General features: G+C 36.6%; 18 protein-coding genes. 14 read left to right on the forward strand and 4 right to left on the reverse strand.

Translation table 11 applies throughout. From position 1 onward, the window contains the following. The first annotated feature begins 157 nt into the window (after positions 1-157). Genes HF876_RS01030 through HF876_RS01040 form a run of 3 tightly spaced genes read left to right on the forward strand, consistent with a single transcriptional unit; the run spans position 158 to position 1,903 of the window. The gene (locus tag HF876_RS01030; protein ID WP_169358178.1) at positions 158-526 is read left to right on the forward strand and encodes a cupin domain-containing protein; all 369 of its coding nucleotides are present in this window, start codon (positions 158-160) and stop codon (positions 524-526) included. Next, positions 523-1,326: an aminoglycoside adenylyltransferase domain-containing protein gene (locus HF876_RS01035; RefSeq protein WP_169358179.1), complete on the forward strand. Its 804-nt coding sequence runs from the start codon at positions 523-525 to the stop codon at positions 1,324-1,326. Before HF876_RS01030 ends, HF876_RS01035 begins: the two co-directional genes overlap by 4 nt. Continuing rightward, positions 1,316-1,903: a protein kinase gene (locus HF876_RS01040; RefSeq protein WP_169358180.1), complete on the forward strand. Its 588-nt coding sequence runs from the start codon at positions 1,316-1,318 to the stop codon at positions 1,901-1,903. The genes HF876_RS01035 and HF876_RS01040 overlap by 11 nt, the downstream gene beginning before the upstream one ends. Positions 1,904-1,996: 93 nt before the next feature. Here HF876_RS01040 and HF876_RS01045 read toward each other — a convergent pair whose 3' ends face one another. After that, on the reverse strand, positions 1,997-2,854 hold the full coding sequence (locus tag HF876_RS01045) for a manganese catalase family protein (protein ID WP_169358181.1): 858 nt from the start codon (positions 2,852-2,854) through the stop codon (positions 1,997-1,999). Between the two features lie 440 nt (positions 2,855-3,294). On the opposite strand from HF876_RS01045, the gene HF876_RS01050 reads away from it, so the two are divergent. Beyond that, entirely contained in the window at positions 3,295-5,292 is a 1,998-nt protein-coding gene (locus HF876_RS01050; protein WP_169358182.1) for an ABC1 kinase family protein, read from the forward strand. 302 nt (positions 5,293-5,594) lie between these two features. Here the strand turns inward: HF876_RS01050 and HF876_RS01055 are convergent, their stop codons facing one another. Further along, the gene (locus tag HF876_RS01055) at positions 5,595-7,229 is read right to left on the reverse strand and encodes an ABC transporter substrate-binding protein (RefSeq protein ID WP_169358183.1); all 1,635 of its coding nucleotides are present in this window, start codon (positions 7,227-7,229) and stop codon (positions 5,595-5,597) included. A 97-nt stretch (positions 7,230-7,326) separates the two neighbouring features. Here HF876_RS01055 and HF876_RS01060 point away from each other — a divergent pair, with 97 nt between their 5' ends. From HF876_RS01060 to HF876_RS01090, 7 genes are all read left to right on the forward strand, one after another. Beyond that, positions 7,327-8,556, forward strand: a complete 1,230-nt coding sequence (locus HF876_RS01060; protein ID WP_169358184.1) for an MDR family MFS transporter — start codon at positions 7,327-7,329, stop codon at positions 8,554-8,556. 251 nt (positions 8,557-8,807) lie between these two features. Next, entirely contained in the window at positions 8,808-9,857 is a 1,050-nt protein-coding gene (locus HF876_RS01065; protein ID WP_169358185.1) for a serine hydrolase domain-containing protein, read from the forward strand. After that, complete coding sequence (locus tag HF876_RS01070) at positions 9,841-11,154, forward strand: ABC transporter substrate-binding protein (protein ID WP_169358186.1); 1,314 nt, start codon at positions 9,841-9,843, stop codon at positions 11,152-11,154. Before HF876_RS01065 ends, HF876_RS01070 begins: the two co-directional genes overlap by 17 nt. 22 nt (positions 11,155-11,176) lie before the next feature. After that, on the forward strand, positions 11,177-12,118 hold the full coding sequence (locus HF876_RS01075) for a carbohydrate ABC transporter permease (protein ID WP_169358187.1): 942 nt from the start codon (positions 11,177-11,179) through the stop codon (positions 12,116-12,118). A gap of 12 nt (positions 12,119-12,130) precedes the next feature. Next, a complete protein-coding gene (locus tag HF876_RS01080; RefSeq protein ID WP_169358188.1) occupies positions 12,131-12,958 on the forward strand; it encodes a carbohydrate ABC transporter permease in 828 nt (275 codons plus the stop codon). Between the two features lie 373 nt (positions 12,959-13,331). Next, the gene (locus HF876_RS01085; RefSeq protein WP_169358189.1) at positions 13,332-13,745 is read left to right on the forward strand and encodes a hypothetical protein; all 414 of its coding nucleotides are present in this window, start codon (positions 13,332-13,334) and stop codon (positions 13,743-13,745) included. 129 nt (positions 13,746-13,874) lie between these two features. Then, entirely contained in the window at positions 13,875-14,297 is a 423-nt protein-coding gene (locus HF876_RS01090; RefSeq protein ID WP_169358190.1) for a hypothetical protein, read from the forward strand. A gap of 183 nt (positions 14,298-14,480) precedes the next feature. On the opposite strand, the gene HF876_RS01095 is transcribed toward HF876_RS01090, so the two are convergent. Together HF876_RS01095 and HF876_RS01100 are read right to left on the reverse strand one after the other, a co-directional pair. Continuing rightward, positions 14,481-15,206 carry a hypothetical protein gene (locus HF876_RS01095; RefSeq protein ID WP_169358191.1) on the reverse strand — a complete coding sequence of 242 codons (726 nt, stop codon included), beginning with the start codon at positions 15,204-15,206 and terminating at the stop codon, positions 14,481-14,483. A gap of 337 nt (positions 15,207-15,543) precedes the next feature. Next, a complete protein-coding gene (locus HF876_RS01100; RefSeq protein WP_169358192.1) occupies positions 15,544-16,170 on the reverse strand; it encodes a ZIP family metal transporter in 627 nt (208 codons plus the stop codon). 981 nt (positions 16,171-17,151) lie between these two features. Between HF876_RS01100 and HF876_RS01105 the strand changes: the two genes are divergently transcribed. The 3 genes from HF876_RS01105 to meaB are packed head-to-tail and all read left to right on the forward strand — an operon-like array spanning position 17,152 to position 22,035. Next, positions 17,152-18,798, forward strand: a complete 1,647-nt coding sequence (locus HF876_RS01105; RefSeq protein WP_169358193.1) for a methylmalonyl-CoA mutase family protein — start codon at positions 17,152-17,154, stop codon at positions 18,796-18,798. Beyond that, a complete protein-coding gene (gene scpA / locus HF876_RS01110; protein ID WP_169358194.1) occupies positions 18,785-20,944 on the forward strand; it encodes a methylmalonyl-CoA mutase in 2,160 nt (719 codons plus the stop codon). Before HF876_RS01105 ends, scpA begins: the two co-directional genes overlap by 14 nt. Beyond that, entirely contained in the window at positions 20,944-22,035 is a 1,092-nt protein-coding gene (gene meaB / locus HF876_RS01115) for a methylmalonyl Co-A mutase-associated GTPase MeaB (RefSeq protein WP_169358195.1), read from the forward strand. The genes scpA and meaB overlap by 1 nt, the downstream gene beginning before the upstream one ends. Positions 22,036-22,056 lie beyond the last annotated feature (21 nt).

The following is a 22,056-nucleotide window of genomic DNA, read 5'->3' on the forward strand; positions in this document are numbered from 1 at the left end:
AAGGAACTAATGAGTTTTGTTTATAATAAATGGAATTGAATCGAGTCTAATCAACCCTTTGAAGGTAATACAAAACTTCAAAGGGTTTTATTATGTTAAATAGGAAGGGAAATTTGTCTTTAGAATGGAATTAAAGTAGTTATGGAGGAGTGCCAAAATGAAAATATTCCGTTTTGATCAACAGGTTGGACAGAAAATCAATCATTACAATTCGAATTTCATCATGTCTAAAGTAACTAAATTAGGAAGTGAGGCCGTAATAGGCTGTATGCATTTGGAGGAGAATGGTGTTATCGGATTTCATAAAGCCGTTATGCCCCAGCTATTATTAATTGTTAATGGAGAAGGATGGGTAACCGGTAAAGAACAAACGAAGATACAAGTAAGAGCTGGAGATGCAGTTTTCTGGGAAAAGGGAGAGGGACACCAAACGATGACAGATACTTTTTTAACTGCCATAGTAATAGAGGCAAAGGAATTGAAACCAGAGGAATTTATGCCATTGAAAGAGGTAGCTAATCGATGAAGTGGGATAACGCTACAAATCAAGTCAAAGAATTTACCATACAAGTAATAGACGAAATTCAAACGGTGATAGGTGATAATAGTGTCGGTTTTTATATACACGGATCTCTAGCTTTAGGAGGATTCAATCCGTTAAGTAGTGACATAGATTTATTGGTAGTAACAGAAAAAGCCTTATCATTACACGAAAAATTAACATTAACCGAGTTTTTCTTAAAATCGTCTAAAAAACCTTTCCCAATAGAAATTAGTTTTATGAATAGAAGTCAGCTAGAAAAATGGGAGTATCCATCAGCCTATGATTATCATTATAGTGAATACTGGAGAGAAAGATACGAGGAAAATAGAAAACAATGGTTTATTGAAGAGAATAGGGATGCAGATTTGGCTGCCCATATTACTATCATTAACTACAAAGGTATATGTCTTAGAGGTGAATCAATAGAGCTCGTATTCCCGAATATTCCTATGACCGATTATATCGATTCAATTTTGGGAGACTATAAGGACTGTTTGAGTAACATAGAGAAAAAACCAGTTTATTGCATACTAAATATGTTAAGAGTATACCGTTATTTAACTGATGGTACTATTTTCTCTAAAATGGAGGCTGGTAAGTGGGGATTAACATTTTTACCTGAAAAGCAAAGCCAGCTAGTGAATCTTGCGATAGATACGTATACAGGGAAGAGGTCTGATTTACAGTTTAAGAGGGAAAATTTAGTAGCATTTAAAGAGTATATAAAAGAAGAAGTAAACGATTTACTAACCTTAAGGACAGGTAGAATAGATGAAAATTAAAGATAAATACATAGAGCTATGTGTGGAGGATAATTTTATTGGTATTGGTTCTACTCGCAAAGTATATAAATATAATAATATAGTGATTAAAAGATTTCTACATCCAATAGGATATAAACAAGGGTTAAACGAGCAATATATGTATGATTTCTTGGAGAAAGAGGGCTTAGCAGAACACGTAGCAAAGGTTACGTATTTAGATCAACAAATGCTGATACAACCTTATTTTAAACCTTTACCATTGGAAAATGGGTGTTCGTATGAAATTAATCTTATCCATGATAGTCGTTTAACAGATGACCTGAAGGATGCAATTCATCTTATTGATTCAAAGTTAGATGGTTTTGATTTTTTGGATAGCGGAAATTACGGATTAGATGATAAAGGCAATCTAATATTAATTGATTATGGGATGACAAAAAAACTGTATGAAAACGAATGGGTGCCCTTGGCAGAGTCAGGTATATTACCACAAATTTTTTTAAATAAATGTATAATCTGTGGCTTGGAGAAGGAGCTACGAATGTATGGCGATGGGGATTCAGATCATCGCTGTATTGAATGTGGAAAAGAATAATCCAGTTTATAAACCTTCTATCAAAAGCATTAATAAAAAAACGGACTATAAACAAGCTTGGATGTACCATGTTTGTTTATAGTCCGTTTATGATTATTTCAAGTCTTCAGCTGGCAATGTATTGTGTAAGGAAGGTGGAGCAGGGCTTAAGACTGGCTTTTCTCCAAATGCTTTCCCTTGGTCGTACGAGAAAGGATGTCCATCTGGAGCATTTCCTTTTAACCATGGTAATTCTGCACTGTCTTCACTTTCTGAATGGTTATATAGCGTATGAGAGAATTCGGTTGCTTCCCATTCCGGTGGAACAGTAGTTGGACAAATAACTCCGCCTTCAGTTGCTTCTAAATCTTTAATAGCTGCTAACCATTGATTTTGATGCATTGTGTCTCGAGCTAACAGGAAGGATAGCATATCCTTAACTCCCTTATCATCCGTCATGCCGTAGAGACGTGCAACTTGTAAGCGTCCTTGAGACTCGGCCATTACATTATGACGCATATCTGCTAACAAGTTACCACTTGCAACGATATAGCCTGCATTCCAAGGGACACCTACTGAGTTAACTGGCATTGCACCTAATCCTGATACAATTGCGTGCTGTGGATTCATACCCTCTACTAATACATCCTTAGGGCTCATCCCACCCATTATAGCACCAATAAGTGGATTTGCAGCGCCTTTTTCTTGCTCTGTTACTGGTGCACCTTCTAATAATCTAGCTACCATTGTAGCAATCATTTCAATATGTCCTAGCTCTTCCGTACCTGTATCCATTAGCAAATCTTTATATCTTTCATTTCCTCTAGTATTCCATCCTTGGAATAGGTATTGCATGGCAACACTCATCTCTCCAAATTGACCGCCAATAATTTCTTGTAAATGTTTTGCTAATACTGGATCTGGCTTATCCGGTACCGCATGGAAACTTAATTCTTTTTTGTTAAAAAACATAGATAAAAACCTCCTTAAGTTTTACTGATTACACTAAAAATTACCCACGCTAATTTAAGTGAAACTTCCTTCTACGAAAATAGTAAAAAAATACTATTTAAGAAATTCGATATTTAGTTAATGCAGCATATAAAAATCGAAATTTTTAGTGGAAAATATACAGAAAATATATTGAGAGGTTTTTTGATTGTATTATCCGGCATGATACGAGCAGGAGTAAGTCAATATGATAGCATATCACCTAATATCTTTTAAAAAAGCAATTAAGGGTTTACTCAAAAAAAAGGATAAAAAAATTTCTCTTTTATTTATTTAATTCATATAAATAATTGAATTGTACTATTATTCTCTATTAAAAATTTAATCAATAATAAGATTAATAATAAGTAGAAAAGGGGAATGTATAACTAAATAGAAAGAAAAGAATAGGGGGGACTTTTTTGATATATGTAAAATTAATTGGACAAATAATCTTAATTTCTTTATTTATTTATTATGTGAGCGGCAAATTAATGGGTTCTCAAATAAACTTTATGAAAAGAGTGCTTTCTGTATTTATAAGCTTAGTATTTACGCTATTTGTTTACTGGTATGCATATTTACAGAGCGTTGATGTTTTTTCAGAGAACTTTGCTTATTCATTTATGGATGTGAGCACTATTATATGGATTGGTAGCATGCTATTAATATCCATGCTGTTATATTTGTTTTTTGAGCTATTTAGTCCAATGGATTCAGGAGAGCGAAAAGAAAGTGGAATAAAACCTAGGCCGTTTCTTTTGAGGATAAGAAATCAATGGAGAGGGCAAAAAAGGATGCGACAAGTCATCCAAATTGCTGTGAAAAATGGTATTTCAAGAGCAATGAAATACTCAAGGTACAGAAATAATGATCATGAAATGGCTATTGCTTTTCGGAATACGTTGGAGCAGGCTGGTGGAATATTTATTAAATTTGGTCAGGTGCTTTCCACTCGTCGAGATTTATTTTCTCCAGTATTTATCAAAGAGTTAGAAAAGCTACAGCAAAACGTAGAACCTTTGAAGGAATCAGAGGTAAAATCTATACTTGAAAAGTCTTTGCCATATAAAATGGAGGATATGTTCTCGTATTTTGACATGATTCCAGTAGCTTCTGCATCAATTGGTCAAGTACATAAAGCAATCTTAATAGATAATAACCAACAGGTTGTTGTTAAGCTTTTGAGACCTGATGTTAAAAGTATGATAAGGGATGATTTAAATATATTGCTAGAGTTTGTTCGATGGCTAACAGATAAATCATCTTGGGCTGCGCGACTAGGCCTTTGTGAACTAGCCTTAGGATTTGCACAAAATTTGAAGGAAGAAGTAAATTTCGAAATTGAAAAAAGAAATGTTTTACAAATTAAAAAAGCGCTAGAGGAGAGTAAATACGAAGTTAAGATTCCTCATGTTTATGCTGAGCTTAGTAATGACTGTATCATCGTTTTTGAACATGCATATGGTCAAAGTGTCGGAAATGGGGATTCTTTGTTTCAATCACTGAATATCGACCGAGAACAATTTGCTCGCACAGTTTTATATTCCTTTTTTGATCAAATATTAAAAGCAGGGATATTCCATGCCGACCCTCACCCAGGGAATATATTCATCGATAAAGCAGATGGAACGCCAATATTGCTAGATTTTGGTGCTGTTGGTAGGTTGGCAGAGCCCCAACAAGAAGGTATGAAGATATTTTTAATGGGGATTCAACATAATGATGCCGACATGCTTTATGATGCGATTACTTTACTTGTAGAAGATCACGAGCATATTGATCGGGTCAAAATGGAACAGGCGCTTTCGCAAATCCTTCTTCGCATATCGTATGTGGAACAAATACCAACAGAAGAACTAATTCAAGCCTTCTTTAAAGTTGTTAGAGATTTTGGACTATCTTTTTATCCTTCGGTTGGTATAGCTTTACGTTCTATCGTTACACTAGAGGGCACTTTACATTTAGTTCAACCAAATTTTGATATTTTTACAGAAGCTAAGGAATATTCTTCACATTACTTGAGTTCTCTCTTTAAGAAACCTTTCAGAGATCCAGGTGCTACAAAAGAGCGACTAGAGGAAGAATTCGCCTTAATGATTCCTGCTTTACGAAAAATTCCAAGACGAGTCGATAAGCTAGTTCAAAAAGTGGAAAGTGGAAAAATAATATTACACCATGATATCTTTTCCGACAAAAATAATGCTGAATTCGTAACCAATCTTTTTTCCCGTTTTATATTATTACTAGTTGGAATCACTTTTGGAATTATCTCCTCCTCATTACTAGCTATTGCTCAATTCATTGATGCTGTTTATGCAGTCTATTTAAATGCTGCTGCCTTTGTAGGATTATTTCTGTGTGCAGTGCTATTAGTGCGACTATCCATACAAGCGATTCGTTTAATGAAAAGACGTTAATTATTGACTGAAGACAAACTCCAAAAATTTTGGAGTTTGCCTACAGTCTTTTTTCTTTTAAAATAGAAGTAATGCGAGGAAGAGTTGATTTCCGCTACGAACGGACGCTTTTTCGCGGGCACGGCTTAGGCCAACAGGATGTTGGTCAGGAAAACGTTGTCACACGATGTGACGTCCTTAGTTTTCCCTCCTTGAAACTCCCTCGCTGCGCTCGATTTCCAACCCTTTTGTCTACACTCTGGACTGAAGACAAACTAAAAGTTGTCTTCAGTTTTTTTTATAAAGTATAAAACCATCAATCCTTAATCTAATGGAATATTAGGCTTTACCCATAGTTTAGAATAATCCACAAAACCAAAATGCTTGATCTTAATGTTCATTAAGTCTGCAGAAAAAGGGATATGCCGTTTTGAATAGTATAAAGGACAAACTAACGAATCTTCTATTAGCATACGATCTATTTCTTTATTAAGAGCTGTCCATTCTTCAAATGGAGTAATGGCGTATTTCTTTAATTTGTTTTGGTATTTCTTTTGTCCCTTTAATACAGTGGCTAATGGAGAATAGCCATTCATAAGAAAATGAAAAAATGAATAGTTTTGATTCATCTCAAAGATTTCTCCATGTATATATAAGTCAGTTTTAGGGTTTAATTCCCTATTTAATAGATTGTCTATGAAGGAGACTGTGATAACATCAACGGGAATGCCATTCTGAGTAAGTATTTCTTTTAACCAGTGTGAAGATTTGTTAGTGTATTTTACTAGTTTTAGTACAATAGGTTTCTTGAACTTCGGTCGAGGTATGTTATGTAATTCATACGGTGTACTTATTCCAATTAAGCATCCTTCTTCATTAGGTAAAAGTCTATCATCCGCCATATGTATCTCATGCCGGTATTTTGAAATAATGTAATGAAGATAGTGTCTTTGTTCTATATCTAATTGAGGACTAATCAAAACTACCCCAAAGCCTGAGTCACTTTCGATGGGAAAATAGGTTTGCTGATTGGAGGACGTGCGATATACATTTTCGAAATCCTCTGGAACTTGAACAAACTCTATTGTATCTAAAAGAGGTCTTTCACCGTAAAAGTCTTTAAATGCGACTAATGTAGTAATGGATGGACCATTTTCCTCCACATAGTAGCAGCCTGTCCCATAAACAAAGTCTAAATGCTCTTTATAAATACTGGCATTCATGCTTCCTAGAAGCTGCAAGCAGTAGCTACAACCTGCAGGATATGTAATATCAACTATCAGGGGAGTAATTGCTTCTATTTGTTTAATTGGCTCGCAGAGCAAACGAAATTGCGGATCATCTTTTAGTTTCCGAAGGCAATATACTACATCTTCTGCAGTGAGAATGGATCCGTCATGAAAAGCAATATCTTTTTTTAGGTAAAGACGAAGCTTCGAGTCTGTCATATCCCAGCTATGACAAAGCTCAGGAGATACTACTCCGTTTTCATCAACAGAAACTAGACGATTGTATACTGTAGCAACAATATTAGCACTATGGGAGTCTGCTGCTTGCAGTGGATGAAGTGTAAGAAAAGGATTTTTCCTTGGAACAATAAGCTTATCGTTTATTTGTTGCTCAAAGCCAAGTTTGTTTTGGAATTTTTTCATTAGTCTTTGGCGACATTCTGTCGACCAGTCAAACATTAAGTATTTGCTACTTATTTCTGCACTTTCATTTTCTAAAATCTGCATGACTTGGTCCTCGAAACAAGCCTCTACATTTTTTAACCACGTTAACTGGGAGGAATTCCCTCTACCTTTACCAGAAATAAATTTTATCCATCCTTCTGAAGACCATCTTTGTAAATATCGCTTTGTTTGCTTAGTACTGAAGCCTATTATAGTTGCAATTTCTTCCTGCTTTATATTGCCAGAGGGAACAGTGTTCCAAAGGGTTAATAATGAGCAATCCATGTCATACACCTCTATAAGTGGACAACTTTTACCTATTTGTCCATTTTTATATTAAAAAGTCTAGTTTAATATACTAAATACAGAGGAGGAGTACAACATGAAATGGAAAAACTACCCACAAAATATTAAGGTCCGATTGATTACATCTTTTTTTAATAGGGCAGTTTCATCTGCTGTTATGCCTTTTATGGCATTGTTCTTTGCTCAAGAGATGAGTAAGGTCTGGGCTGGTTTATTTTTAATAGGTACAGTATGTGTAAGTTTTTTTATCAGTCTAATTGGAGGATATATTTCTGACCGCTTACCAAGAAAGGGGTTATTAGTAATTACATCTCTCTTAAGTGGGGGTATGTTCGTTTGCATGACCCTTAGCTTGCTACCTAAATCTAATATCATTTGGATGTTTGCAATCGCTTATACGCTATATATTATTACAAGCAGTTTAGGGAGGCCTGCTATGCATGCAATCATCATCGATTCTACTTCTCCTGATAATCGAAAAGAAGTATATGCGCTGGATTACTGGCTTACCAATTTGTCAATGGCTATAGGGGCTGCATTAGGGGGATTACTATATTTAAACCATCAGATTGAATTGTTTATGTTACTCTCTTTTACCTCTTTATGCCTTCCAATCGCATATAAAATTTGGTTGGTGGATGGACATAATAAGCTTTTAGAAAAGCAGCACAAAAACGTTTTTATTGATCTCATACATAATTATAAAATTGCCTTTCAAGATAAACCGTTCGTCCAGGTAGTCGTTGGATCCATGTTCATTTTTGCTGCCGAGTTTTCTTTAAACAGCTATATAGGTGTAAGGCTAGCGGAAACTTTTCAGTCGGTCCAAATAGGAGATTTCGAGCTTGCCGGAGTTAGAATGCTAAGTTTACTTAATATAGAAAACATGCTTTTAGTCGTTTGTTTGACTTTTTTTATCAACAAAATAACGGATCGTTTCAGCAATAAGCGTGTATTGCTAGTGGGGTTAGCATTATATAGTATTGGATACATAACGATAACATCTGCCAATACATGGTATATACTTATATTCTTTAATTTAATTGCTACGGTTGGTGAGTTGATATATTCACCTGTAAGAAATGCCGAGCAAGCAAATATGATACCCGCAGACAAAAGGGGATCTTACTCCGCATTTTCTAACTTCTCATTTAGCGGAGCAGACTTAATCGCTCGCTCCACGATTATTATCGGGGCATTTTTAGTACCAACCATGATGTCTGTATATATTGGAATTATCCTTATGATTGGGATCGGTTTATTATACACTGGTTTATTCATGAGGAAGCTAACGGTAGTTGTTTAATCTATTTTTCTCCCGTTTGAAATTTGTTTATGAGTCCTTAAAAGTATTTAAAGCGAGTAAGCGGACGTTAACTGGTCCAGTTGCTCGCTTTTTTAAATTTGAAAGCTGCTCATTTCTATATCTGGCTGACGCGTTCTGCAATGCAAGCAACTTAAAATAGTATTTTAAAAATTCGATTGTTTCTTAGAATGATATTTTATATACTGTAATTAATAATTATCAGAAAATTAAATTTAATGGAGGAGGGAATTATGCTTAGGAATATTATAAATGAATACTTGGTAGCTAAGAAAATACCTGGAGGCGTCATTCATGTTCAGCAAGGCAATGTAGTGCTATATAGGGACAGCTTTGGCTCATTTGTTACAAATACTGGTGAAGTAAAGGAAATCACTATGGAAACTGTTTTTGATATCGCATCATTAACCAAAGTAGTTGCAACATTACCAGCCACTCTCGTTCTGCTAGATAAAAAACAGGTATCTCTAAAGGATTCTGTTCAAAAGTATATTCCACAATTCCAATATCCAAATATTAATATTGAACACCTTCTTTATCATAATAGTGGTCTACCTGCAGATTTATCCCCACCAGTAAAAAGAGGAGATAATCGGGATGTTTTAGAAGAGATATTTAGTGTCAATCCAATTTTTGAGCCAGGAAAAACTGTAGTTTATAGTGATTTAGGAATGATTTTGTTAGGGAAAATTATTGAGGAAGTGTCGGGAGAGACTTTCGATCAATTTGTAGAGAGGGAAGTTCTCATACCAATGGGGATGAAAAATACGACATTTAATCCTAAAGAAGAGGTTAGAAGTCTTATAGCATCAACTGAATATATGAATGGGAGCTATGTCCAAGGAGTAGTACACGATGAAAAAGCATATATGTTAAATGGGGTATCAGGAAGTGCAGGATTATTCTCGTGTTTGGATGACCTTGTTCAATACGTGCATTACTGGTTACATCCATCTGATCAAACTGTATTTAATCCTGCCTGGTTACAAGACTGTCATCAAAAATTTTTTAAACACAGGGGTCTAGGCTTTGAAGTATGGAATGGTAAAGATACTGAAGTTACAATCAGTACAGACTGGTCCATTGGCTCATTTGGACATACAGGATTTACTGGAACATCTATATGGATAGATCCAAAAGAAAAACTATTTGTGGTGCTGTTAACCAATGCAATACATTACGGGAGGGATGTTCCAAAAAAAGAGTTTAGACTGGAGATCCATGAAAGCGTTTACGAGACGTTTATAAAAAAGGAGAGTACTAATTATGAAAAGTTGGATTAAAAATGGTCTTACAATTTTTTTGATTATGTTGGTTACCTTCATTATAGGTGCTTGTTCAGATGATAAGGAAAATAGTTCGTCCACAACTGGCTCACAGGGAGATGGAGACAAAGTTGCCACATCAGGAGATAAGGAAACAGTAAACTTAACCATTGGAAGCTGGAGAACAGAGGATGTTTCGAAATATGAAAAAGTAATCGCACTTTTTAACGAAACACACCCGGAAATACAGGTAGAATTTAACCCGACTAAAAATACAGAATACAATACAGTATTAAATACTGCACTACAAGCAGGAGAGGGCCCTGACATTTTTCATTTAAGACCTTATGGTGCAGGATTAAAGCTAGTGGATGCTGGATTTGTAGAGCCGATTAGTGATTTAGAAGGGTTAGGCCAGTATTCCGATGAATTTCTAGCTGCATCTCGAGGAGCTGACGGAGAGCAATACGGGGTTCCCCTGAATATTAGCTCCACTCAATTCTTCTACAATAAAAAGATATTCGCAGACCATGGAATTGAAATCCCTACAACGTGGGATGAGTTTATAGAAGTGAATGAGAAGCTATTAGAAGCCGGAGTTACGCCTATTGCAATGGGAACTAAAGAAGGTTGGCTATTGTCGTTAACCCATGGAATAGTTGGAGCAGGGGTTGTTGATGGAAATACCTTTGCAGAAAAGCTGATCAAAGGGGAAACGGATTTTACTGATTCGGCATTTAAAGAGTCCATTCAAGTAATGAATGATTTAAAGAAATACTTCCCGAAAAACTCTGAGGGGCTAGGAATGGATGATATTCGCACGATGTTTGCTATGGAGCAGGCAGCGATGTTCCCACTTGGGAGCTGGGAAATTCCCGTAGTTAACGATTTAAACGGAGACTTAGATTATGGGTATTTCGCAATGCCGTCTAAGCAAGGAAATCAAACAGTAACTTCGTGGGTTGACGGTTCATTTGCGATAAATGCAAATTCTAAAAACAAAGAAGCAGCTAAGGTGTTTCTTCAGTTTTTAACAACAAAGGAATTTGGAGAGCTTTTTGTGAAAGAATTTAATATGATTAGTGCAATTCCTGGGATCAGTTCAGAAGATGAACTTCTTAGTGAGCTAAGTAAAGCGGTGGAAACAAGTTCAACCCCGTATTATTGGGTTATAAATTTTACAGGTGGAGATCCTACTACAAAAACTGTCCTAGAAACAGAATTACAAGGAATGTATCTTGGCGAGGTTACACCAGAGGAAGTAGCCGATAAGGTGCAAAAAAGTGCTGAATCGTGGTTTTCCCCCTTTCAATAAATAAGTAAGGAGGCTGTGAAATATGTCAGAAGAAACAGCTCCAGTAAAGCGTTCAAAGAAGGGGAAGGGGTGGACGATCCACCTTTTCCCCGTCCCTATATTAATCATTTATGGGATGTTTGTACTCTATCCTATACTAGCAGCATTATCATATAGCTTCTTCTCCTTTAAAGGATTCACAAGAGATGCCTTTGTTGGTTTGGATAATTTTGTCACTCTCTTTACTACAGAGCCTTATGGGTCCATGTTTAGGAATGCTTTTTCCCATAATGTCCTTTACTTTTGCATACAAATGGTTGTCATGAATGGCCTTGCTTTTCTTTTAGCTTTTATAGTCTATAAAAAAGTAAAAGGTGCTGAATTTTTCAAAGTAGCTTTTTTCTTACCGCGGTTATTATCAGTTATTGTAGTTGGTTTCTTGTGGAAGCTAATCTTAAATCCTAACTTTGGTACACTCAATCTTATTTTAGGAAAGCTTGGTTTAGAAAATCTACAAAGAGCATGGTTGGGTGAGCCAGAAACAGCTCTAATTTCCATTATCCTTGTGAACTGTTGGTTCGGCTTGGGGTTTGGTGTACTAATATTTTTAGCTGGTTTCCAAAGCATTCCAGGTGAACTCATCGAAGCTGCAAGACTGGATGGAGCAAAGGGAGTTTCCATGTTACGAAAGATATACATCCCATTAATGATTCCATCTATATTGATTATGACGGTTTTGACCTTTATTCAATCGTTCGAAGCATTTGAGCTCGTTTATGCTATGCAAGGCTCGATGGGAGAACCATATTACTCAACAGATACAATGGCAGTATTTTTTTATCGACTTGCCTTTGGTAGCTCCACTGCTTCTAGCTCAACGGCAATTGGACTTGGCTCCGCACTTGCGACTGTTTTATTTTTCTTCATATTAATATGTACAATGATCTTCCTAAAGCTTATGAATAAAAAAGAAGTACAAATGTAAGAGGTGAATAGTATGGAGAAAAATACAATTTGGACCAGGCCATTTTATTATATTATTATGTTCGGAGTTGCTACCGTCAGCTTATATCCAATTTTTTTAATGTTTATGTCCTCTTTTAAATCGAGTTCGGAGATATTTAAGAATCCCTTAGGATTACCTACAAGCTTTAGTTTAGATACGTACAGAACGTTATTAAATAAGATTCCATTTGACCAATATTTTTATAATAGTGTCATGGTGAGCGTTACTTCTGTAGTTCTAGTCGTTTTATTTTGTTCTTTGGCAGCATTTTATATTGCTCGATTTAACTTTAGCTGGAATAGTGCCATTTTCTTTGTGTTTTTGCTAGGAATGATGATTCCGATAAAGCTTGGGATAGTTCCGTTATTTATCTTGATGCGTGATCTGGGCCTCATCAATTCTTTATGGTCTTTAATACTTATGAATATAGCTACTGGTGCCCCTATTACAATGCTTATTTTAACAGGCTTTTTCAAGACGTTACCGATGGAACTTGAGGAGGCGGCAAGGATGGATGGGGCTGGGAATCTTCGTACCCTTTGGCATGTGCTTCTTCCACTTATGCGACCTGCTATAGGAACAGTTGTCATAATAAACTTTATAGCTGCTTGGAATGACTTTTTCTTCCCGCTCATATTTATAACTGAAAAGGCAAAAATGACGATTCCTGTTGGTATGCTTTCTCTTTTTGGGGAGCATTCAGCCGACTGGGGGTCTTTGTTTGCAGGGCTAACATTAGCTTCATTGCCTATGATGGTTCTTTTTCTCCTTGCATCGAAGCAGTTTATGGAAGGGCTAACGGCAGGAGCTGTAAAATGAGGGACGTAGATTTAAAAAGGCAGGCAAGGAATGTAGAAGTAAGATGGCATGGCTTTTGGTAAAAGGGATTCTCTTTCATAATAGTGAATCTAACAATAGGAAACGTTTCCTAAAGAGTTTCATCATATTACTGAATTTCCTCGTGAGTCACATCTCTCGGGGTTTTTTGGTGATTATAGTAAAGATCGCGTCTTCATATCTAGACTAATACTTTTCTATACGTAGAAAAATTAGTCATACCGCAATCGACATGCCGAAATTCTAATAATTTTTCCTTTGTATTAACAGTGAGGGAGGTGGCGAATGTTTTCTAGAAGTTAATCGTATATATAAAGATAAGTATACGATTTTTGTAGATAAGGAAGTGTTAAAGGTGAAACTAATTTCTAAATCACCTTCCTCTAAGAATGGGAAAAATATATTTTTAATACTACTTATTTTTGCAATTGTTCTTAGCATCGTTTGGTTACTTAAAAGTAGCAACAGCACTAATGTCTCGGGAGATTTAACTGAAAGTATCCATATTGCTGCAAGTTCTCTGCTGAAGGAAGATCCCACTATTTCGGAGTTCACAATTGACAAGATTAAGCTAAGTCATAAAAACAAAGAGTCAGAAGAGGTATATATAATAACTTTCTCCATTAAACCTACAGATCCAACAAATTTTATACTGACAGGAGGAGGGGTTAAGGGCGAAAGTGGTTGGATCAATGAAAAAGTGAATTATGTAACGGTCAAGGATAACGAGACACTAGTATTCAGCACTACACCGATGGAGGGGCATTAAAATAGGGAAAGTAAAAACATTGTGGGTTTCTCGGGTTTATGATTCAGACTAGTAGAGTTATTGCCTCACCAGGATTATCGATGTTATTTATGTAAATTACGTTTACTTTTATGAAAGGGGGAGCTAGCCGTGAAGCTAATCTCAACTACACCATATCAAAAAATTTTAATGCTTAAATTATCTTTTTTGATTCTTTGTTTTCTTTTAGTTATGGCTGTTCCTTTTTGGTTTTTCTTTTTAAGGGGAGGTTCAGCAGAAGATGAGCTAAGAGAACGAATTACGGATACAGCAACGGAGAATTTGAAAAATGATGACATGGTAACCGAATTTACTTTAGACGATCTAGAGTTAAGCTATACAAATGAAGCTTCGGAAGACGTATATAGATTAGAATTCTCCGTTAAGAGCATAAATCCAGATAGCTTTATATTAGCTGGAAGAGGTGTAAAAGGAGAAGACGGATGGGTCCATCAGCTTGAAAATTATGTGACAGTCAGAAATGATAAAAGCTTAGTATTTAGTACCATTCCCGAAGAGCAAGACCCACACTAAATAAATATCGGAAGTTGCCACAGAAGCAGTACTAGTCCTTCTTATTACCTTCTACAGGAACAGTTTAGATGAGTAGCTAATTGAACTGTAAACTCTTATTTTCTTTTTTACAGCTGTTCATAAATTAAATTAGTAGCAGCCAGCATTAAATTTAATTGTGTATTACAAGTTAGCTGTATGTAATTATCGAGTTGAGCCTGAGAAATTAAGCTGATTACTATTTATCTCCTTCACCCATTGACTATTATTCCAAATAGTTGGGTTGTCAATCGTTTCGTTTTCTCCTCGAACCATAAAATCATAAGTATCCTTCCCACCTGTATACCAATCAACAATGACCAGCTGATCATTTTCATTACGCACTAGAAATTCAGTGGCTTCACCAAAGCTACCTTGATTATAATTGATTTCTGCAGGTATGTGTAAATAGAGAAAACCTCCATCCTCATCGTTCGTATACTCCACTTCCCAATCTACATCACGAGTGGCAATACCCACACTTTGTACAAAGTCATCTGCAAGCTTAATCGTGAAATACAAGTCAAATTGGGATTGTATCTTCTTTTGTGTATAATGTACAAGGTTTTCATTATTCATAAAAGCATTCAATTCAATATCCGTACCATTCCATATCGCCTTATAATAGTCGGTCAGCGCTCTTGCACACATTTCATAAGCATTTTTTGCATCCTGAATAGATAGCTCTCCTTTGTTTTTTACTTCATAATGAGGAGGGCCATCTACATTCTGTTCTGTGCCGGGTTTAATAGCAGAGGTTACTTCACTAAGTGTGCTTGTACTATCTGAGACTTCATGTATATTTTTTTCGTTATTTTCATTTGATTTAACTGGACTACACCCTACTATTACAAGTCCAGTTACGATGGTTAACACGGAGAATTTCTTCATAACAACAACTCCTTTACTATTAGACGATGGTTACTTAACAAAAGTCACATATATTTTAAATTTAGGCTATGTTGAAGGGTAGGGTTGATTTATGATACAAAGAAATCTTAAATCAGAGAGTAGAATTGATTTTCGCCGCCGCCGGATGCTTTAAAGCGCTATCAATTTACTCGCATAAACAAAGCTGAAAAACTGTCACCAACCCCAATTTCATCATCTATTTATGTTCTTTATAGCGATTTGAAAGTTCCTTTGTTTATGTTTACAATCACTATAAAAAAAGAATTGTTAGCCAAAGTCATAATAACTTTAATAAACCTTAAATTTAATACGATTTTCATTTACCTTTAAAAAGAGGAACAATAAATTCTTTTAAGCTGATTGTACTAATAAGGTAAATAGAAACCCCCATAAAAATCCCTTGGATTCTAGTTGAGACAATCAGGTGTTCCCCAATCCAAATGAAAGAAATAAAACAAATAGAGAGAGAAAGAAAACAAATCATTAAGCCTATGATTTTCTTTTTATAAAGCAGAAAAAGTGTTGTAAGAGCAAATCCTTCTGGGATATGATGCAGGACTGTAGAAGCAGTGACGGATAAAGGGAACGAATCATTATGAAGTAACGTGCCAATGGTCAGACTTAAGGGAATCGTATGTAAAAATAGTCCAATAATCATAGGGCTTATTGTACTCGTTTCATCTTTTGCAGCGTGTCGATGTGGAATTATTAAGCTATTCAAGTAGTAACCGCTAATGAATCCTAAAAACAACCCTAGCTTTTCAAAGGAGTCGAGAGCTTCTGGAACAATTTCAAATACCAGTAAGCTGATTAATAATAATCCACATAACAACCCGAATATTTTTTCATATTTTTGGTGAAGTATCCCATAAACCATATAAGCAGCTATACATCCTATTGAAAGGCTAAGAAATAAAATAAAGCCTAAAAAGATTACTGTCATTTTTGACCTCTTTCGATTTAAAGTTTTACATTAATTTGAGTTAAATTCATAATTAAAAATGTGATATACCTTTTTACATAAACAGATATAATTTATTGACGCTTTGTTAAAGTTATTGGTTGATTTTGGACTAACAATTCTTTTTTTATAGTGACTGTAAACATAAACAAAGAAACTTTCAAATGGCTATTAAGAACATAAATAGCTGATGAAATTGGGGTTGGTGACAGTTTTTAGCTTTGTTTATGCGAGTAAATTTATTAGCGCTTTATCGATGCTAAAGCTGTTCCCATTTATTGATTGGAGCGCCAGACGGCGACTCCTACGGGATGAGGGAGACAGATAAGACCTCACAACCACGCGCGTAAGCGATGGGTGATGGCTTATCGCTCACCCCGAGGAAAGCGTCCGACTGGCGCGGAAATCAATTCTACTCTCTGGTTTAAGATTTCTTTGCATCATAAAACTGTACAATTTAAATGACTATTCATAAATAATTTTTGAAGTGTGTTGAATCATTTTTACGGCGTTGTTTATACTAGTGATTTATAAATAGAACTATATAAATTAAAGCCGTTCTCCATTTATTTATTGGAGCGCCAGACGGCCACTCCAATGGGATGAGTGAGACAGATAAGACATCACAACCACGCGCTTTCCTCTGGGTGATGGCTTATCGCTCACCCCGAGGAAAGCGTCCGACTGGCGCGAAAAATCAATTCTACTTGCCGATTTAGAACACATCATAATTAACCCTAGCCTTTAACATAGCAAATAATTATAAGAATAGAGAAATGGATTCAAAGATTGTTTTATTTTCAAATTATATGTTCGATTGCTGATACACAGAAGAGAATCGGACTCTTTAGGAAATTATCCTTAATATACTGATAAGTCATTAAATCACTTTATTACCTTGAAGCACTCATGTAGAATAGATATATAACAATAATTATATAAGGGGGAAGCGAAAGCGTTCATATGACTATAAACGACATGAAGCAAACCAAATTTAATGAAGCAAGCTTTACGGAATGGGAGCAGGCTGCAGTAAAATCATTAAAGGGTAAATCGTTAGAATCTTTAGAAACTAAGACGTTAGAAGAAATTATGTTGAAACCGCTTTACACATTAGCGGATTTAAAAAATATCCCCGTCGAACAAACTAAAACTGTAAGAGAAAGTAAAGAATCAGCAAGCTGGAAGGTTGCACAGCCATCAGTAGGGTTATCATCAGAGGAAATCCTATCTGATCTGAATGAAAGCCTTTCCAAAGGAAATAATGTCATTAATTATAAAGTAGAGATTGACCATAAGTGGAATGATTCACAGCTTCAGGAGTTGAAGGAGCTTTTCCAACATTATGAGGTGTTACTTGATGTAAAAAATGATCCAAGTTTCTTAAAACACTTTGATCATTTAAATGGTTCTATAATCGGAGCAGAAGAAGAGTTTAAAGGAGCTCGTACATTACATTTAGATGGCTCCAAGTTACATAAGGCTGGTGGGGATGCAATTAGCGAATTAGCGAGCGTATTAGTGCAAGCGGATACATTTGTGCATCTTCATGGTATCGAGAAAGTAGAAGAAAATGCTTTTGTACAATTTTCAGTAGACACTAATTTCTTTATGGAAATTGCAAAGCTGAGAGCTTTTAGAATACTTTGGAAGGCGTTTGGAGAAGCATTTGGTAAAGAAAATGTGAAGGCTATACCGGTTTATGCAGAAACCTCTCTCCGGTCTTTCTCAGCACTTGATGAAACAGTAAACTTATTGCGTGCTGGTAACAGTACATTGTCTTGCGTATTGGGTGGTGCAGATTTTGTAAGTGCATATCCATATAATTATTTAACTGGCACAACTGCAACTTCTAACCGTATTGCTCGCAATATGCAACTTGTACTAAAGGAAGAAACACATATTCAACGTGTAATCGATGCAGCTGGAGGCTCTTTCTATATTGAGTCATTGACTAAACAGCTTGTTGAGAAGGCTTGGGCATATTTTATTGAGCTTATGAAAGATAGCTCCCCAGAATCGAGAGAAAGTATGCTGCTTCAACGAGCTCAAGAGAAATGGGAGCTACAGTTAAAGGCAGTGTCATCTCGAAAAAAATCTCTAATCGGTACGAATAATTATGCTAACCCCGTTGATGTAATAGAAAATCCGGTTAAACATACGGACTATAAACGTTTAGCAGAACCTTTTGAAGACCTACGAAAAGCTTTTAAACAGACTCCACTTAAGACTGCCATACTTCCTTATGGTGTTCTAAAGGAGTATAAGCCTAGACTGGACTATGTTAATGGCTTTTTGAATGCGATCGGAATTACTCCCGTCCTTGCAGAAGCCAATTTAAAGCCATTTGATTTACAGCAGTGGATCGAGAATGACAATATTCAATATGCTGTTTTTGTAGGTAATGATGACCAAACAGCTGGACTAGTACCTGCTCTATTGAATGAAAAGCTTTCCGTGCCATTAGATGTAGCAGGGAAGTTCGAGGAGTATGAGGATTGGTTAGAAGCAGGGCTCTCTGGTTCTATTTATGCAGGACAGTCTCTTCTTATAAAAGGAAAAGAATTACTGGCACTAGCTCAGAAGGAGGGTTCACATGACAACGCCTAATTATGAAGCTGTTTCTATAGAAGAAGTATTAAAAAAAGCTGGAAATAAAGTAGACAGTCAACATGGTTCCTTTATGTCTAATGAGGGAATCGAACTTAAATCACAATACATGATGGAAGATTTAAAGAATGTAAACCATATAAATGATCTGCCAGGAATAGCTCCCAATACACGTGGACCTTATCCAACGATGTATGTGTCGAAGCCTTGGACTGTTCGACAATATGCAGGGTTTTCTACAGCGGAAGAAAGTAATGCATTTTATAGAAGAAATCTAGCAATGGGTCAAAAAGGTCTGTCTGTAGCTTTCGATTTGGCAACTCATAGAGGATATGATTCTGATCATGAGCGAGTAACAGGCGACGTCGGCAAAGCAGGTGTTGCAATTGACTCGGTGGAGGACATGAAAATCCTTTTTGATGGTATACCGTTAGATCAAATGTCTGTTTCCATGACCATGAACGGCGCAGTATTACCTATTATGGCATTTTACATTGTTACAGCAGAAGAGCAAGGTGTTACACCGGAACAGCTTGCAGGAACGATCCAAAATGATATTTTAAAAGAATATATGGTACGTAACACGTATATTTATACACCGGAAATGTCTATGAAAATAATTGCTGACATTTTTGCATATACAGCGCAGCACATGCCAAAGTTTAATTCCATTTCTATTTCCGGCTACCATATGCAGGAGGCAGGAGCAACAGCTGACATCGAGTTGGCCTATACACTTGCTGATGGATTAGAATACGTACGTACAGGCATAAACGCAGGGATTGAAATAGACTCATTTGCTCCTCGACTGTCGTTCTTCTGGGCAATTGGTATGAACTATTTCATGGAAGTAGCAAAAATGAGAGCGGCACGAAGAATTTGGGCTCAGATGATGAAGAGCTTTGACCCTAAAAACCCTAAGTCTCTAGCTCTACGAACTCACTCGCAAACTTCTGGGTGGAGCTTAACAGAGCAAGATCCTTTTAACAACGTGACTCGTACTCTTGTAGAGGCAAATGCAGCAGCAATGGGACACACTCAATCCCTGCATACAAACGCTTTAGATGAAGCGATTGCACTTCCAACAGACTTTTCCGCTAGAATTGCAAGGAATACACAGCTTTTCTTACAGGAAGAAACAAACATGACAAAGGTAATTGATCCATGGGGCGGTTCTTATTATGTAGAAACGTTAACAAATGAATTGATGGAGAAGGCTTGGACTTTAATAGAAGAAATTGAAGAATTAGGCGGAATGGCGAAAGCGATTGAAACAGGGTTACCAAAGATGAAAATCGAGGAAGCCGCTGCTAAAAAACAAGCCCAAATAGATTCTTCAAAAGAGATTATCATTGGGGTGAACAAATACCGTCTTGAGCAAGAGGATGCCATCGACATCTTAAATATTGATAATACAGTTGTTCGTCAAAAACAAATGGAACGCTTGGAACGTGTTAAGGCTAATAGAGATGAAAAAGCTGTTCAAGTAGCCTTATCAGCATTAACTGAGGCTGCTAAAACGGGTAATGAAAATCTTCTAGCTGCAGCAGTAAATGCCGCTCGCCAAAGAGCGACTATTGGGGAAATATCAGATGCGATAGAGGTTGTGGCAGGTAGACATAAGGCGGTGATTCGCTCAGTGAGTGGAGTATATAGTGCTAATTTTAGTGACGCAGAAGAAATTGATTCTGTGAAGCAAATGGCAGAGGATTTTAAAGAAAACGAGGGTAGACGACCTCGAATTTTAATCGCAAAAATGGGCCAGGATGGACATGACCGTGGCGCAAAAGTAATTGCTACTGCATTTGCTGACTTAGGCTTTGACGTTGATATTAGTCCACTATTCCAAACTCCTGCAGAAACAGCTCAGCAGGCAGTTGAAAATGATGTCCATGTAATTGGAGTTAGCTCGCTTGCAGCGGGACACATGACCCTTGTACCAGCATTGAAAGAAGAACTTGCGAAACTTGGTCGTGAGGATATTTTAATCGTTGTTGGTGGTGTTATTCCAGCACAGGATTATGCTTTCTTACGCGAAAATGGAGCTTCTGCTATATTTGGTCCTGGTACTGTTATTCCGGTCGCAGCTCAAAAAGTTATCGAGGAAATTTATAAGCGACTTGGCTACGAGGAAGTGGAAGGATAATGGCAGATGAGGAAAAGGTAACCTCTTCTTTACATGTCAAGAGCGGTGTAACATCTCAGCACGACGGTATGGGTAGGTCTTCGGTTAAAAAGTTTTCAAAGAAGACTACTCTTTCTATAGATACTAAAGCGTATAGTGATGAGATTAAACAGGGCTCTCGACTTCATTTGGCCAAAGCGATTACTTTTATTGAAAGCACTACCTCTGAGCAACAAACGATAGGTCAACAGCTTCTGAAACGATTGTTACCTCACACTGGTAATAGTATTCGCATAGGCATAACTGGGGTGCCTGGAGTAGGAAAAAGTACGTTCATTGAGGCCTTTGGAAAAATGCTATGTAATTCCGGTCATAAAGTAGCCGTACTGGCAATTGATCCAAGTTCATCCCTAACCGGCGGAAGCATATTAGGGGATAAGACTAGGATGGAAGAGCTGGCAAAGCATCCAAACGCTTTTATACGTCCGTCACCTTCTGCAGGTACACTGGGAGGCGTGCATAAAAAGTCTAGGGAGACCATGCTGCTATGTGAGGCTGCTGGATATGACGTCATATTAGTAGAAACAGTAGGAGTCGGTCAAAGTGAGACTATCGTTAGGGGAATGGTAGACTTTTTCTTACTTCTTGCCTTGACGGGTGCAGGTGATGAATTACAAGGAATGAAAAAAGGTATTATGGAGCTAGCAGACGCAATCGTCGTCAACAAGGCAGATGGCGCTAATGAAGCCTTAGCCAAAAAAACGGTAGCTGAATATAAACAAATATTACATTTTCTGGCTCCCTCTGCTCCCAATTGGACAACCCCAGCGCTTGCGGTTTCCTCCTTACATGACCGAGGTCTAGATAAGGTGTGGGCGACAATTAAGAGCTTCGAGGAAAAAATGAATTACCAGCATTTTTGGCAAAAGAGAAGAAAAGAACAAACGATTGATTGGTTTAAATCAATGATTGTAGATCGATTGTATGATGACTTTTTTGCCTCAATTGAAAGAAAGCAGACGATGAAACAGTTAGAACAACAAGTAAGAGAAGAAAAAATCACTGTTTCTGATGCTATTCAGGAGTTATTTTCCTCGAATTCATATAAATAATCTGATAAACTTAGTTTGAAT

It is taken from the genome of Psychrobacillus sp. BL-248-WT-3, assembly GCF_012843435.1.
Classification (GTDB): Bacteria; Bacillota; Bacilli; order Bacillales_A; family Planococcaceae; genus Psychrobacillus.